This window comes from Sulfurimonas sp. (assembly GCF_050296975.1).
In the GTDB taxonomy this organism is placed as follows: Bacteria; Campylobacterota; Campylobacteria; order Campylobacterales; family Sulfurimonadaceae; genus Sulfurimonas.
Genome location: NZ_JBNKRX010000019.1, coordinates 78,069 through 93,744 on the forward strand (window position 1 = coordinate 78,069; position 15,676 = coordinate 93,744).

General features: G+C 35.4%; 18 protein-coding genes. 4 read left to right on the plus strand and 14 right to left on the minus strand.

Annotated elements, in window-relative coordinates; translation table 11 throughout:
- Nucleotides 1-4: 4 nt before the first annotated feature.
- From ACQY56_RS05680 to ACQY56_RS05720, 9 genes are all read right to left on the minus strand, one after another.
- Complete coding sequence (locus tag ACQY56_RS05680; RefSeq protein WP_428737542.1) at nt 5-913, minus strand: TIGR00730 family Rossman fold protein; 909 nt, start codon at nt 911-913, stop codon at nt 5-7.
- A 46-nt stretch (nt 914-959) separates the two neighbouring features.
- Complete coding sequence (locus ACQY56_RS05685; protein WP_428737541.1) at nt 960-3,200, minus strand: AAA family ATPase; 2,241 nt, start codon at nt 3,198-3,200, stop codon at nt 960-962.
- 7 nt (nt 3,201-3,207) lie between these two features.
- Nucleotides 3,208-4,491, minus strand: coding sequence for a M16 family metallopeptidase (locus tag ACQY56_RS05690; RefSeq protein WP_428737540.1), 1,284 nt, complete (start codon nt 4,489-4,491; stop codon nt 3,208-3,210).
- Nucleotides 4,491-5,540 (minus strand): dehypoxanthine futalosine cyclase, encoded by a 1,050-nt coding sequence (locus tag ACQY56_RS05695; RefSeq protein ID WP_428737539.1) that lies wholly within the window; start codon nt 5,538-5,540, stop codon nt 4,491-4,493. Before ACQY56_RS05695 ends, ACQY56_RS05690 begins: the two co-directional genes overlap by 1 nt.
- A gap of 37 nt (nt 5,541-5,577) precedes the next feature.
- Nucleotides 5,578-6,864 carry a hypothetical protein gene (locus ACQY56_RS05700; protein WP_428737538.1) on the minus strand — a complete coding sequence of 429 codons (1,287 nt, stop codon included), beginning with the start codon at nt 6,862-6,864 and terminating at the stop codon, nt 5,578-5,580.
- A gap of 4 nt (nt 6,865-6,868) precedes the next feature.
- Nucleotides 6,869-7,270, minus strand: coding sequence for a transcription antitermination factor NusB (gene nusB, locus ACQY56_RS05705; RefSeq protein ID WP_428737537.1), 402 nt, complete (start codon nt 7,268-7,270; stop codon nt 6,869-6,871).
- Entirely contained in the window at nt 7,270-7,734 is a 465-nt protein-coding gene (gene ribH / locus ACQY56_RS05710) for a 6,7-dimethyl-8-ribityllumazine synthase (RefSeq protein ID WP_428737536.1), read from the minus strand. The genes nusB and ribH overlap by 1 nt, the downstream gene beginning before the upstream one ends.
- A 90-nt stretch (nt 7,735-7,824) precedes the next feature.
- Entirely contained in the window at nt 7,825-8,616 is a 792-nt protein-coding gene (gene kdsA, locus ACQY56_RS05715; protein WP_428737535.1) for a 3-deoxy-8-phosphooctulonate synthase, read from the minus strand.
- A 36-nt stretch (nt 8,617-8,652) separates the two neighbouring features.
- Entirely contained in the window at nt 8,653-9,540 is an 888-nt protein-coding gene (locus ACQY56_RS05720; protein WP_428737534.1) for a DMT family transporter, read from the minus strand.
- A gap of 76 nt (nt 9,541-9,616) precedes the next feature.
- Here ACQY56_RS05720 and ACQY56_RS05725 point away from each other — a divergent pair, with 76 nt between their 5' ends.
- Nucleotides 9,617-10,372 carry a DnaJ domain-containing protein gene (locus ACQY56_RS05725; protein WP_428737533.1) on the plus strand — a complete coding sequence of 252 codons (756 nt, stop codon included), beginning with the start codon at nt 9,617-9,619 and terminating at the stop codon, nt 10,370-10,372.
- Between the two features lie 3 nt (nt 10,373-10,375).
- On the opposite strand, the gene ACQY56_RS05730 is transcribed toward ACQY56_RS05725, so the two are convergent.
- Entirely contained in the window at nt 10,376-10,825 is a 450-nt protein-coding gene (locus ACQY56_RS05730) for a phosphoribosyltransferase (RefSeq protein WP_428737532.1), read from the minus strand.
- 98 nt (nt 10,826-10,923) lie between these two features.
- Here ACQY56_RS05730 and ACQY56_RS05735 point away from each other — a divergent pair, with 98 nt between their 5' ends.
- The gene (locus tag ACQY56_RS05735) at nt 10,924-11,511 is read left to right on the plus strand and encodes an LPP20 family lipoprotein (RefSeq protein WP_428737531.1); all 588 of its coding nucleotides are present in this window, start codon (nt 10,924-10,926) and stop codon (nt 11,509-11,511) included.
- Between the two features lie 89 nt (nt 11,512-11,600).
- Entirely contained in the window at nt 11,601-13,091 is a 1,491-nt protein-coding gene (gene der / locus ACQY56_RS05740; protein ID WP_428737530.1) for a ribosome biogenesis GTPase Der, read from the plus strand.
- On the opposite strand, the gene hemJ is transcribed toward der, so the two are convergent.
- Genes hemJ through hpf form a run of 3 tightly spaced genes read right to left on the minus strand, consistent with a single transcriptional unit; the run spans nt 13,088 to nt 14,458 of the window.
- The gene (gene hemJ, locus ACQY56_RS05745) at nt 13,088-13,510 is read right to left on the minus strand and encodes a protoporphyrinogen oxidase HemJ (RefSeq protein ID WP_428737529.1); all 423 of its coding nucleotides are present in this window, start codon (nt 13,508-13,510) and stop codon (nt 13,088-13,090) included. The two genes, der and hemJ, sit on opposite strands and share 4 nt — an antisense overlap.
- A gap of 11 nt (nt 13,511-13,521) precedes the next feature.
- The gene (locus ACQY56_RS05750; protein WP_428737527.1) at nt 13,522-14,136 is read right to left on the minus strand and encodes a hypothetical protein; all 615 of its coding nucleotides are present in this window, start codon (nt 14,134-14,136) and stop codon (nt 13,522-13,524) included.
- On the minus strand, nt 14,129-14,458 hold the full coding sequence (gene hpf / locus ACQY56_RS05755; RefSeq protein ID WP_428737526.1) for a ribosome hibernation-promoting factor, HPF/YfiA family: 330 nt from the start codon (nt 14,456-14,458) through the stop codon (nt 14,129-14,131). The genes ACQY56_RS05750 and hpf overlap by 8 nt, the downstream gene beginning before the upstream one ends.
- 100 nt (nt 14,459-14,558) lie before the next feature.
- Between hpf and trpS the strand changes: the two genes are divergently transcribed.
- Nucleotides 14,559-15,524, plus strand: coding sequence for a tryptophan--tRNA ligase (gene trpS, locus ACQY56_RS05760; RefSeq protein ID WP_428737525.1), 966 nt, complete (start codon nt 14,559-14,561; stop codon nt 15,522-15,524).
- Nucleotides 15,525-15,536: 12 nt separating this feature from the next.
- Here the strand turns inward: trpS and ACQY56_RS05765 are convergent.
- The coding region (locus ACQY56_RS05765) for a thiosulfate oxidation carrier complex protein SoxZ (protein ID WP_428743735.1) at nt 15,537-15,676 on the minus strand (140 nt) is incomplete at its 5' end.

Genomic DNA, 15,676 nt, shown 5'->3' on the forward strand with positions numbered 1-15,676 from the left:
TCCATTAAAATAAAGGTTTCCCTTTTTCTTTATACCAATCTACTATATAATCCCACGCTTCATTAGCATTATCTACAAACTGGAAAATTTCAAGATCATCATTAGAGATAACACCCTCTTCTTGCAAAAAGTTAAAGTTTATTGCACGATCCCAAAAACTTTTTCCAACAAGTACTACTGGTAAAGGCTCTGTTTTTTGTGTTTGAATCAATGTTAATGTTTCAAACAACTCATCAAAAGTACCAAATCCACCTGGGTAAACTACCAAGGCTTTTGCACGATTTAAAAAGTGCATCTTTCTAACAGCAAAATAGTGAAACTGAAAACAAAGTTCAGGTGTAATGTAAGGGTTTGGAAACTGCTCATGTGGAAGTAAAATATTAAGCCCTATAGTTTTTGCACCAACATCATAAGAGCCTCTATTTGCTGCTTCCATAATCCCTGGACCACCGCCAGTCATAATGGTTACTTTACAATCATCTGGATTTTTTCCACTCTCTCCAACAAGACGACCAAAACGACGAGCATCTTCATAATAAATACTTTTGCCTATCATTCTCTCAGCTACATATAGTTCACGTAATAACGCTCTATCTTCTGGATTTTTTTCTAATTGGGCTTCTAATTCATTAAACCTTGCAATAGCAGTTTGTTGCTCCACAATCCTAGCACTTCCAAATACAACAATAGTATGCTCAATTCCTAACTTTTCTATCTGTAATTCTGCCTTTAAATAATCGAGCTCTAAACGTATACCACGTGTATCTTCTGAACTTAAAAAGTCATCATCTTTAAAAGCAAGTTTATATGTTGGACTTTGAATCAGTTTGTTTATAAGCTCTAATGCATTTGGATCCTCTTTTGAAGATTTTGGATCTTGCCATGGAAACTTTACTCTTTTATCGTTTTTCATATCTACCCACCTTTGTGTCATTATACTTCATTTACCCTTTCAATATTTAATGTAGCTCTAAAAGTACCGTATCTCTTTTTGTACTCTCAACACGACGACATGCATTTTCAAATGCTCCGCTCTCACCAATGATTACACACCTATGTTTTGCTCTTGTAATTGCTGTATAAATCAGCTTAGTATTATGCATTATATAGTGAGAAAAACTCATAGGAATAACCACAATGTCGTACTCCATCCCTTGCACTTTATGGATAGTAAGAGCGTATGAAAGCATCAAATAACTCTTTGCTTCTTCATACTCATACTGCACTACGATATCTTCATTTGGATAAAATACGAACAACTGTTCATCTTCCTCTTCGATCTTAAAAAGTAGTCCGCTCATCCCGTTAAATACACGTCTCTGAGCTGAATCCTCTCCCATTTTAAAACCATCACTGCTCCATGAAGTCATATTTTCATTTTTTGTGTGTACCACTTTATCCATCAAACGAAACTCTGTATTTCCTTTTTTAAAACACTTTTTTGGATTGGGATTAAAATACTCTTGGAGAATTTTATTAAGATTTTCAGTGCCAAGTGAACCACCTTTCATCGGAGTAATCACTTGAAAATAGTTAAGATACTCTTTTACCTGTTTGTTGTTCAACCTATAACGAGCTTTTTCGATCGACTCAACTACCCTATGCAAAATCTCTGCAATAATATTTTGCGAGTTCTGTTCACGCAAATCTTTTAACTCATTTTGTGAGAGTTGATTTTTGGCAGCATAATAATTAGCTATGCTCACATCAATAAACTCAAAATCTTCATACTTTTCTCTGTAGTTTGGCACCTGTGCTTGACGAATATCATTAGCTATAAGTGTTATCGCCTGATCTTCACTTTGACGGTAAATCTGTGTTAGTTTTACAATAGGGGCAAGTTCTAACTCTAACACATCACTCAAAACATTTCCAGCTCCAATTGGTGGAAGTTGTGCATCATCACCAACGATAATAACGATCGCACCGTTGGAGACTTTCCCCATAAGTCGTGCAAAAAGTGAAGAGTTAATCATACTTGCTTCATCGATTAGCACAACTGAGTATGGAAACTTATCAGATTCCTCATGTTTTACAAGCAAAGACTGGATCGTAGCACTCTCATACCCTGTTGTATCACTTATACGTTGTGATGCGATTCCACTAAGTGCACATGTGATAATCTCTTTTTTGTCAAAGCGGGTATTTAAAAGATTGAGAATTGTTTTAGAAGTTGTTGATTTACCAGTTCCAGCATATCCAACAAGAAACAAGATACTTGCACCCTGATTGATAGCTTCAACTGCTTTTCTTTGCTGTTCTCCTAACTTTAACTCTTGATCTGCCAAAAAAGCATCCAAATCTTTTACAAAACCGCCGTTATCCAGCTTTGCACGTTTTGTGAAAGTATCGTACAAAAATTTCTCTGCATCATAGAGTCTTGCAGGGGAAACACGATCGTGTTTCATTAAAACTATACTCTGCTCTGCCACACGCTCAACTAAAATAGCTTCATAAAGATTATCACGCTCATAAAACCCCAACAGTTCATCTAAAGCACCAAATAAAATACTTTTGGCAATACAACTGTTTCCATTAGCTTCACAATACTCTAGCAGCACATAATCCATAGCAGAGCTGAGACGATTCTCGTCTTCAGTATTGACTCCCATTTTCAGAGCCAACTCATCAGCACGTTTAAAACCGATTCCTGAAATATTTGTCAGTATATAGGGATTTTCTTTGATCTTAGTACAAGGCTCCTGCACATCTTTCATCGCTGTAGCAATTGTCGTTAGTAATGCAGGTGAAACATCAAAAGGGCTTAAAAACTCACCGAGTTCGCGCATAGATCGAAACTTTTTCCAAGAATCTTGGATCTTTTTTAAACGTTTTTCTTTGATCCCTTTAAACTCTAAAAGTCTCTCTATGTCATTATCTAAAATATTTACAAGTTCATCACGCCCAAAATGCTCGATCAGATCTGCTGAGAGTTTTTTAGTAAAGCCTTTAATGATTTTATTGAGAAAGAAAAAAAGTTCGTTTTGGTTGACTTTTAAAGATTCAAATTTAAAAGTACGCCCATATTTTTTATGCTCCTCCCAAATACCTTTAAGTGTTACGGCAGAATCTTTTATACTCTCTATAGAGCTTTCAAAATATGTCCCGCTTACCTTTTCACCACTCTTAAGTACAGCAATTATAAAACCTTCATCTTCAAAAAGAATTTTATCGATCTGCCCTATGAGAGTTTGTGTCATACGCTACTTAATGTTTTGTCACAATTGCAAAACTGAGTTGTAAGATCTCTGTATGTGTTTTTATAAAAGCGTTAAGCTCGTCAAGTTGTAACTCTTCAATTTTTTTCAGTTCTGTCGCTGCATGATCTAGTGGAAAACCTTTATAGTACTCTTGAAATGTACGATTGAGTTTTTGACTCATTGTCTCAACTCTTAAAGGCTCACTCCCAAGCAAGAATTTTTTTGTCTGATCGAGTTCATCTTCGCTTACACCATTTTTTACAAAGTTTTCAAACACCTCTTTGACAACTTTTTTTGCCTCGTCACTTGATTCTAATTTTGTTTGTAGATAGCCATTAAGATATGAGCGAGATTTTGTCACATCAACTTTTGCATATGCACTATATGCCAAGCCTCGTTTCACACGAATCTCTTCCATTAAACGGCTTCCAAAACCACCTGTTCCGAGTATAAAAGTAGCTACTCTAGCTTTATAGTTATCTTCATCATCTACAGCCATGTTGTAAGGTGATCCAAAATAGATATAGGCTTGTTGTGTCTCTTTATCTAAAGTTTTTTCATTGGATTGTGCACTTGCTTCAAAGTGTGGTAACTCTTGTGCAGTTCCTTTTGGAAGTATTTTGAGAACTTTTTTGATCTGTTTTTTCACCTCATCAAGTGTAACATCTCCACCAACTACAACTATAGCACGAGATAAACAGATATGCTCATTTACAAAGTTTTTCACATCTTTTAGTTTGATAGTTTTAAGTGTGTCGATCTCGCCACTACTTGGTTGTGCTAAAACAGTTCCAGCAAAAAGTAGTTTGTTCAATTCAACTGCTGCAACATAGTCAAAATCGTTCTCTTTACGTGAGAGCCCACCAATCATCGTAGTTTTTACCTTTTCTAATGCAGCTTCACTATAGTTTGGATCAGCAAGTAACTCTTTTAGGTACTTCAACGACTGAGTATACTCTTCTTTGAGTGAACTCACTTCGATCACAAAAGTTTCTTTTCCACAGTTTGCAGAGATCGATATAGCCTTTGACTCTAACTCATCTGCAAAACCTGCTGAGCCTAATTTTTTTGTCCCCTCGTTTAACATTCTTGAGGAAAATTTTGCAAGTCCTGCAATCTTTGTATCACGAATACTCCCTGAGTTTGTAAACACTAACTGTGTTGTCACTATTGGAAGTCTTGAATCTTCCTCGTAAATGATCGGTACTTTTATACCATCTACTTCAATATTGTCAATTTTTGCTGCCATTAAAATCTGTCCTAATAAAAAAAGTGCTAAAAAAAATTTCACTAAAAAACCTCTAACATCTCATATGCTGTATTTCTGATTGCTGGTGTTTCACCAATATCTTCAATGAGATGGATCAGTTCATCTTTTGCCATTTTGAAACTAGCCCCTGCCGAGCTTACTACGTTTTCTTCCATCATAGTACTTCCTAGATCATTTGCTCCAAAATGTAAAGCCATTTGCCCGATGTATGGACCTTGTGTTACCCATGAACTTTGAATATTTGGCACATTATCAAGATACAAACGTGCAACTGCCAAAAGTCTTAAATAACGATTTGATGATGGTTTTGGCATATCTGGGATCAAACGTAAAAGCTCCGTGTTTTTGCCCTGGAAACTCCACATAATGAACGCTCGAAAGCCCCCTGTTTCATCTTGCAATTTTCTTACCATATCGAGATGATCGATTATATCTTCATCACTCTCAACTGTACCATACATCATCGTTGCTGTTGATTTTATCCCTAGTTTATGAGCCTTTCTATGTATATCGATCCATACATCACTATCTATCTTTTTAGGTGCAATGATATCACGAACTTTATCTGAGAGTATCTCAGCACCAGCACCTGGAATCGAAGCTAGACCTTTTGCTTTTAAACGAGTAAGTACCTCTTCAACACTTATTCGTGAGACTTTTGCTATAAAATCAATCTCGATCGAGCTAAATCCATGAATAGTAATTTGCGGATATTTTGTATGGATATGCTCAACCAAATCCTCATACCACTCGATCTTTAGTTTTGGATGAACTCCACCTTGAAAAAGTATCTGCGTTCCACCGATCTCCAAAAGCTCATCGATCTTTGCATCGATCTCATCAAATGTCAGTACATACGCATCTTCATCTTTTTCATGGCGATAAAATGCACAGAACTTACAGTCTACCCAACAGATATTTGTGTAGTTGATGTTTCGATCAATCACAAATGATGTCACACCATCTGGATGTAACTCTTTTTTTCGCTGCGTTGCAAGTCGTCCAAGCTCTTTTAGATCAGCATTTTTGATAAGCTCTAGTGCTTCTTGTTTTGTTAATCTCTTGTGCATTGTCCAGCTTTTGTCATAATCAATGGTATAAACTTCATTATTTCCAACCTTTATTTATAGGGTTTATAGACTTTTTCTTAATAACGATAGTATAAAGAATATAGATTAATACTCCAACACCAAACACAACTAAAATTATCTCAAACCATGCACTCATGTAAAGTATCTTACTCAGTATTGCTTTATGCTCTTTTGGATTTGCCACATTATCTGTCATTTTTGAGATATGTGAAACCATTGAGATCGATAAACTTCCATTTGGAATTGTGTCATGACATGATAAACAAACACCTCTGCGATCTAGCTTATCTCTTTGAGAATCACTCAAAGTTTTAGAAAGATTAAAGTGTGTTATGTTCTCATCTGTAAACGAGCCTTGGTCAACACTTCCTTCTAAAACTTTTGAAGAGCTATGACACGATTCACATGTTCTTGATTTTTGTTGAATTGTATGTGGCTCATAAGGTTGTAAAATATTTTCTTGCACAACATTTAAAGGAGTTTTTGGAATAGCTGGAGCTATTTTTCCACTTTGGTTTTGGCTTAAAAAAGGCTCTTCCCATCTTGAAAACACTGCACTTTTTACAACTTTTTTCTCTTTTATAACTTTCGAGCCATAAAACTGTGGTGCCCATAAACTATGACAACTAGAACACTCAAGTTTTTCTAAATGTTCTGAAATATTTTCCATTGCGATAAGACTGCTTTTTGACAACAAACCTGCTTTTTTCATTAACTTAAGAGGTTTTAATTTTAAGGTCTCATTTGATGCAAGTTTTACTACAACAAGTTCTTCACGTTTAACCAAGTTTCTAAATGGAATTTCTAAATCGTTGACAAGATAACTTACATTGTTCTCATCAAATGTAGCTCGAAGTTTATCTTCATCTTTCAATGACAACTCCCACGGATATGACTCTATCGTTCCATGACAATCTTGACATTGTATCTCACTTGGAGTTTGTGAACTCCAAAACTCATCATTATGGAGTTCATGTGTAGTATGGCAATCTTGACAGATCATCCCCTTTTGAAAATGGACATCACTTTGAAGATGAAAAACCTCAATAGAGCCATAATCTTTTTGCATTAAACCTTGATAACTTCGGATGATTGGTTTATCGTCATTGTAAAAATGTTTGTAGTTTTTGAGAGTAACTGGAGAAGTTTTTTTCTTAGGGTCTTTTTTATGTTTGTATGTTGCAGTATGACAACTTGTACATTTGGTTGTCATAGTTTGCGTTTGCTGTTCGTGACATGAACTACACTCATTAGAAGCCATTAGTGCTATGCTAAAAGTTATAATGAGTGCAAAAAATCTCATGACACTACTTTTTGTCTTTACTAATTGCGTCTAATACACCGTTAATAAATTTTGGAGATTGTTCAGTTCCAAATGCTTTTGTGATCTCAACAGCTTCATTGATAACAACTGCACTGTCTAACTCACTAAATAATATCTCGTACGCTGCAAGACGAAGCGTAGCTCTCTCGATCGCACCTAAACGTTCAAAATCCCACTCTTTTAAGTGCTCTTCGATCGCTTTATCACATGCTTCTATCTCACCCATAACACCTTCATACAGTGTAAGAGCAAAATCTTTTTGTTTATTGCGGATCTTTTTCTCTTCTAGGATCTCATCTGTGTGTTCAGCGATATTTCCATTTCCTAAGTCATAAGCATATAAAAGACTTACAACCGCCATACGAGCATGATGACGAGTCGCCATTAAAGTACCTCGTAAAGGTCAAGCATTTCAAGCACTACAGTCATCGCTTCAAAACCTTTGTTTCCAGCTTTTGTACCTGAACGCTCGATCGCTTGTTCGATCGTATCTGTTGTTAAAAGACCAAAAGATACAGGTTTTTGGTATTTTAAACTCATAGAAGCGATCCCTTTTGTAGCCTCAGCAGATACATAGTCAAAGTGTGGAGTTGAACCACGGATTACAGCGCCTAATGCACACACACCATCATACTTTCCACTCTCTAAAAGTTTTTGAATAACCATAGGAAGTTCAAACGCACCAGGCGCTAAAACATGAGTCAAGTTTGCATCATCTCCACCATGTCTTAAAAATGCATCTTTTGCACCCTCAACCAATCTATCTACCACAAAATGGTTCCATCTTGTACTTACGATTGCGATTTTTTTACCCTCAACCGCTCTCAGTTTTCCTTCAATAATTTGCATATTTTTCCTTTTAGAAGTTCTCACAAAGCTTTTTTATGACGCTCAGACCGAAGGGAGGATTTGTCGTCATAAAAGAGTTTTGTGAGAACGTTATATCGCTTGAATTTTTCTAATTCTTTCCAGAATCGTATTTAATTGCTCTAATTTTACCATATTTGGCCCGTCACTCAAAGCACAACTTGGGTCAAAGTGCGTTTCAAAGAAGAAACCATCCACTCCAACAGCAGCAGCCGCACTTGCCAAATACGGAACCATAGAACTATCCCCACCAGTTTTTCCATCTTGCGCTGTTGGCATCTGAACAGAGTGAGTAGCATCAAAAATAACTGGTGCATAATTTCTCATAATCACTAAATTTCTCATATCTACTACAAGATTTCCATACCCAAATGAGTTCCCACGCTCACACAGATACACACCATGTTTTTGTGAATTTTCATAGGTTGCTTCATTACATCCACGTGTCTCTAAAACTTTTAAAAGCGGGTACTTCATTGCATCAGCTGAGAGAAACTGCCCTTTTTTAATGTTTACTTCTTTGTCTGTCTGCGCACATGCAACAAGCAAATCTGTTTGACGACATAAAAAAGCAGGAATTTGAAGCATATCTACAACCTCTGCAACTTGAGCTACTTGATATGTTTCATGTACGTCTGTTACAAGTTTATAGCCAAACTCATCTTTTACCTTTTGCAAAATACGAAGTCCTTCATCGATCCCAAGTCCACGAAACGAACTGAGTGATGTACGATTTGCTTTGTCAAAACTAGACTTGAAATAAAAATCTACACTCTTATCTTCATGGTATTTTTTCAGCCCTTCGGCAATTCTCATGATATTTTCTTCACTCTCAATAACACAAGGTCCTGCAAGTAGTTTCATCTATCTTCTTTGTAAAAAAATTTTTATAATTATACCCTATTTTGAACGAGCAACCATAACCCCAGCAACAATGATCAAACAAATGCCAATCGTTGTGCTCATACTTGGAAAAGCATCCCCGAGTAACATCCCAACACAAATAGAAAAAATAATATTGCTATAACTTACCGTTCCAACAATTCCAGCTTTTGTGTATCCGTACGCTTTTGTCATAAGTAGTTGAGAGATCGTAGCAAGTATCCCCATCGCTATTACATAGACCCATACTACACCTTGCGGCATTACAAATGAACCTAACATAAAATCTAATTCTGGTATATTTAAGTATGGCGATACTAAAAATAATACTATTGGTCCAAGAGTGCCTACACCCATAAATGAAAGCACAATTGCTCTTGTATCGTAATAATTTTTTAACTCTCTAATTGATGTGTATGCAAGTGCGGCACCTACACCTGAAAAAATCCCAAGCAAGTCATATTTTGTAAAGCCGATCTCTGAGGGCTGTGTTATAAAAATGATCCCAACAAACCCAAGCCCAATCGCACCCCAAGCTTTAAGGCTTAGCTTCTCTTGTAAAAACATCCACGCAAAGATGGCTGTAAAAATTGGAGAAGTTTTTGAATATGTCATCGCATCACCAAGTGGAATATGTGCAATATTGTAAAAAAAAGCTAGTAGTGCTACAAAACCCATAAAACCACGAAAGAAAAGGAGTAATGGTTTGCCACCTTTGCTTGTGAGCGGTTTTTTCCATATAGCAAAACCAACTAAAATAACACCTGCAATATTTCTAAAAAATACAACTTCAAGTGAACTCATTGACTCAGATGCCAACTTTGCAAAAGCTCCCATAATCGCAAATGTAAACGATGCGATGAGCATATAAAGCACACCCTTATTTATATCTAAAATTTTTTTCATAATCGCAATTGTACTTACATATAGCTCTTTTTTTTATTATAATTTTGAAAATTCTTTTATATTTATGAGGTAATTTATGACATCGATAATAATCTTTATTTTAATTGGAGCTTTTGTATATTATATATTTAAAGGTTACGCACAATATGAAACCTACTCACAAGAGGCATTTAAAAACTTTTCAGTAACACCTGAGGCTATACGACACAGTGATCTTGGTTTGTTTGTCGCTCTTGTTGCAAAAGTTGCCAAAGCTGATGGAAAAGTTGATAACTTAGAAGCTGAACTTGTTGGACTTATGTTAAACGATGTTTCATCAGTTTTCCCAGAAGCAGAAAAAACTCGTCAAATTCTCAAAGATATTTTTTCACAAGAAAAAGACAGAATAGACAATATCCAAGAGTTAGCACAGCGTTTAGGTCACGCTACACAAAGAAATAGAGTTCAGCAAGAAAAATTTATAGCTTTTTTAATTCAACTCGCTTTTGCTGATGGTCAAGTAACTCAAGCAGAAGAAGATCTTCTAAAACTCATAGCCGAAGCACTTCAGATCAATCCTCAAATCTATCACAAAATATTTGATGAATTTGAAAAGATTGTTTATAATGCCCATCCACAAGAAAGCACTCAAAACGCATATGAAGTTTTAGGTGTTCAAGAGAGTGATGATATGAAAACAATAAAAAAAGCGTATAGAAATTTAGTAAAGCAATATCATCCAGATATCATAAAATCGCAAACAGATTCAGAGGCGTATTTGGAAGAGGCTACACGAAAAACTCAAGAGATCAATCAAGCTTACGAAATGATCAAAAAAGCTAGAGGGGAGTAATTTTTACTCCTCTCTATAATCTGCTTCCCAGAAAAAATCTATCCACATTGAAGCTTCTTTAATCCAAAAAATTGGTTCATAACAAGATGTTTTTTTATAAAAAAGTGTCGCTGAAATAAACTCTATACACTCAAAATTTTCTTGAAGATAGTTCATAATAAATTTTAAAGTTTCACCACTATCAGCTATATCATCAAGTACTAAAACTTTTTTATGTTGTTCAAATTTACACTCACCAAAAAGTTTAATCACATCACGTTTTGTGGTGTCATCATACAACTCAGTACGAATTGTTTGCACATCTCGTAAACCTAATCCTTCAGCTATACAATGCCCAAGTGTAAGTCCACCGCGTGAGATAGCAATTATGCCATCAAACTTTTCATTTTTTATCTGTTTTATCAGCTCTTTTGTATCTGTTTTAAACTCTTCATATGTATAATAATGTTTCAAAATATTCCTAGTGATTGAGATCTAATCATGCAAAATTATTTTTGCTAAAGAATTTTGCTAGTATACTACAACATAACATAAATTAAAAAGGTAACACCATGATAAAAAATATCTCTAAAGTAGTTGTGTCTTTGTCACTAGTAGCATTAGTAGCTGGATGTAGTTCAAAAGAGGAGCCACAACCTCAAGATCAACTTTCAGCTGATTTTCAATGTAAACAAGAAAATGTTCTAGCGCCAAATTGGACTTGTATCCCTGATGTTCCAGGTTATTACGCTGGTGTTGGTGTTGCTGAGAAATCTGCTGCTGGAATTGCACATATGAGAAGAGTTGCTATGATGAACGGTAGGAGTGATTTAGCACAACAAATTCAAACACAAGTAAAAGATAAAATAGAAGGTTTTACCCGTGCAACTGGAAATGGTTCTGCTGAAACAGTAGATAAAGTTTCAACTGCAGTAACAAAACAAGTTGCAAAAGTTGACTTACAAGGATCAAAAGCAGTAAATATGTGGCAAGCTCCTTCTGGTGCACTTTATATGCTAGTAACTGTACCAGCATCAGAAGTAAACAAAGAAGTTAAAAATGCAGTAAAAACAAGCTTCAAAAATGATGAAGCACTTTGGCAACAATTCCAAGCAAAACAAGCCCTTGAACAACTCGATGCAGAGTTCCCTACAGAATAACCTTTTTTAAAATTCCCCTTTACGGGGAAACCTCTCATAATTTCGATATAATTCCACAAACACTATACTTTATTTAATAGGCTCGTTGCATGAAAAAAATCGCTATTATCGGTCGTCCGAATGTTGGAAAAAGCTCTTTGTTTAACAGACTTGTAAAAAAAAGAGATGCTATCACATCAGATATGGCTGGAACTACACGTGATATAAAAAGAAAAGTAGCGATTATAAATGACAAACAAGCTGAACTTTTAGATACTGGTGGGCTTGATAAAGGGTGTGAGCTCTTTGATAAGATCAAAGAGATGAGTTTAAAAGCTGCTTATGCTGCGGATATCATCCTTTATATGGTTGATGGCAAAGGTCTGCCAGAAGAGGAAGATAAAAAACTTTTTTATGAACTCCAAACTTTGGGAAAAGATGTAGCCCTTGTTGTAAACAAAATCGACAACGATAAAATGAAAGAGAAACTGTGGGAGTTCTATGAGTTTGGGACTGATGCCATTTTTGGAATCTCAGTAGCTCACAATAGAAATACCATCGAACTTCTAGAATGGCTTTATGACAAAATTCCTGATACTGATAAAATCTCTGAAGAAGATGTAAATGAAGTAGTTGCAGAGGAAGATGACGAAGAAGAGTTAAGTGATGAAGAGTTCTTCGCACAATATGAAAACGATGAGGAAGATGATGGATATTATTATTGGGATGAGGAAGATGAAGAGGAAGTTTTTGAAGATGACTCGATCTTTGCTAATAATGACAACATCAAAGAGTACGATCCAGAAGATGACAACCATATAAAAGTTGCAATCATAGGACGTACGAATGTTGGGAAAAGTTCACTTTTAAATGCACTTTTACATGAAGAGCGTTCTGTTGTGAGTTCAGTTTCAGGAACTACAATCGATCCAATTGATGAGACGATCACATACAAAGACAAACAGATCACTTTTGTAGATACAGCAGGTCTTCGTAAACGCGGAAAAATTGTAGGGATCGAAAAATACGCCCTGCTTCGTACAAAAGAAATGCTTGAAAATGCAAATATGGCACTCATCGTTTTAGATGCAAGTGAGCCGTTTCGTGATTTAGATGAGAAGATTGCAGGGCTCATTGATTCTAACCGTTTATCTGCAATAATCGTTTTAAATAAATGGGACATCTCAGATAAACAACAACATGATGAGATAATTAAAGAGGTGCGTGATCGTTTCAAATTTTTAGGATATGCGCCGATCATAACACTTTCAGCAAAATCTGGTCAACGTGTTGAAAAACTTCACGACATGATCCTCTCGATCAACGAAAACTATTCACAAAGAATCCCTACTTCACAACTCAATGAAGTACTTCAACGTGCACTTCGCCGCCACACACTTCCAAGTGTTAGCGGACAAGTTATTCGTATCTATTACGCAACGCAGTATGAAACACGCCCGCCGAAAATAGCACTTATTATGAATAGACCAAAAGGTCTGCATTTTACATATAGAAGATATTTGGCAAATAAATTTCGTGAAGCTTTTAACTTTGAGGGAACTCCGCTTCTGTTTAAAGCCAAGAAAAAGGGTGAACGCTAAATTGGTTTAAACACCACCATTGCAACGATAACAAACATCAAGAGTGTTGGTATCTCGTTATACATTCTAAAAAATTTTCCACTTTTTGTACACGTTCCAGCTTCAAAATCTTTTCTAAACTTATTTAAAGAGATAAAATACACCATTAATAAAATTACCAATGTAAGTTTTACATGTATCCAACCATTCCCAGAAAAGCCATATAAATAAGCAAGTGTTAAACCGCTTATAAATGTTGCCCACATTGCTGGAAATCCAATCACATTCATAAGCTTTTTCTCTTGTATCTTTACAACTTCAACAAACCCTTCATTTTGAATATTTTCTGCATGATACACAAGTAACCTTGGCATATAAAAAATTGCGGAGAACCAAGAGATAAATGAGAGTACATGAAACCATAAAACCCAATCGTACAAAATATAATCCTTTAAAAATTTTTCTCTAAATAGATCGTATTGTAGTTTGACCCACCATGCACTCCATCATAAAGCCCAAACACACCAGAACGATGTTTTATGAGAAAACCAAAATAGAGCTCGTCTAACGCTTTTGATTGAATAAGTTTTCCTACATCAAAATCCAAACTGATATCGAGATAATTCAAAAACTTCGCAGTTGGAGAATCTTTTTGCTCAGCATCAAGTTCTTCAATTTTTAATATTCTTGTTGTATATGAAATCCCTTCACCAAAACCAAAACGGACACGATTATCTAAAAAGTCAAAGTTCCAAACCAATTTGATATACGCATCTGCTCCATAAGCATCTTTAAAACTACCCTCTTCATAATAAGACAACCCACCTTTAGCATAAACATCCAATGGCCAGTCGTTGACATTACTATACAATAACTTACCCGCATCAATAGAATAAACTTTAAACTCTTTATGATCGGGATTAAGATCACCGTATAACAAAATCCCTCCAAGGTCTTTGATCGTAGACCAACCGTAAAGTGCACGGAGGGAGTATTGATTTTCTACAGCGAATAAACTGGAAAATAAACCAGTTAAAACAATAAATGCGGTAAAAATTTTACGCATCTACAACATCTATCTCTTTAAGCGAATCATTTCTATGAGAAACTACTTTATCGTGTAAACGACGAAGTGCTTTTGTAGCACGATCTATTGCCAAATCAATCGCTGTATCTAAATCATCATCATGTTGTGTAATCACTACAGGTTGTGCATGAGCAATTTTGATATTAAATTCAACCATTACACCTTTTTTCTCAGCTGCAACCACACAGTCTATATTTGTCATCTCTAATGAATATTTTCTAAATGCTTCAACAGCACCTTCAATGTGAGCTTTTGTACCATCAGTTAATGTGATACCTTTTGCACGAATTTGTAAACTCATAATTTATCCTTTATATAGAGGTTTTCGCCCCTTTTATTTACTACTATAATAACAAAATAAAGTTTATACGAGTATAATACGAAAAAATTTAGGAAAATATATGAGAGTTTTTACAGGAATTCAACCATCTGGAGATTTACACCTTGGTAATTACTTTGGTTCTATCAAACAGATGGTTGAAGCACAAGAGCAAAATGATACATTTGCCTTTATAGCAAACTATCATGCAATGACATCACTCAGTGATGGAGAACGTCTAAAAGAACTGACAATGCAAGCTGCTACAGACTTTTTAGCACTTGGCATTGATCCAAAGCGTTCAACATTTTGGGTTCAATCAGATGTTAAAGAAGTTCTTGAACTGTACTGGGCTCTCTCATCTTTTACCCCTATGGGTTTACTAGAACGTGCTCATAGTTATAAAGATAAAACTGCTAAAGGGATAGCAGCGAACCATTCGCTTTTTTCATACCCTGTACTTATGGCAGCTGATATTTTACTTTTTTCACCAGATGTTATCCCTGTTGGTAAAGATCAGATTCAACATGTTGAGATCGCTCGTGATATTGCGATTAAGTTCAACAATGAATACGGTGATATTTTCAAACTTCCAGAGTATAAAGTGGATGAAAATGTAGCAACAGTTCCAGGAATTGATGGACAAAAAATGTCTAAGAGTTATGGCAATACGATCAATATCTTTGGTGAAGAGAAACAACAACTTAAAACTATTAAAAAAATAGTTACTGAAAATGTACCACTAGAAGCACCAAAAGAGTATGAAGAGTGCAATGTTTACAATATGGCAAAACTCTTTTTAAATAAAAATGAATGTGTAGAATTACAAGAGCGTTATAAAAGAGGTGGTGAAGGGCATGGTCACTTTAAACTTTATCTGCATGATGTAATCTGGGAATATTTTAAACCTTACAGAGAAAAACGTGAGTACTTTGAAAATCATCAAGATGAAGTGAGAAAAATTTTAGAAGATGGTGCTTCTAAAGCAAGAGAAGTTGCTTTAGAAACCATCGAAAAAGTAAGAAGTGTTACAGGTATAAAGTACTAAATAAAGAAGGGATTATTTAATTTTCCCTTTGCCTTTAAGAGTATTACCTTTTCTATCAACAGCGACCATTTCAATAGCATCACCAGATTTACCAATACCTTTAAGAGCGAACTTGAAGATTGGGTTTTTAGATAAGAATTGAGAAGTAGACA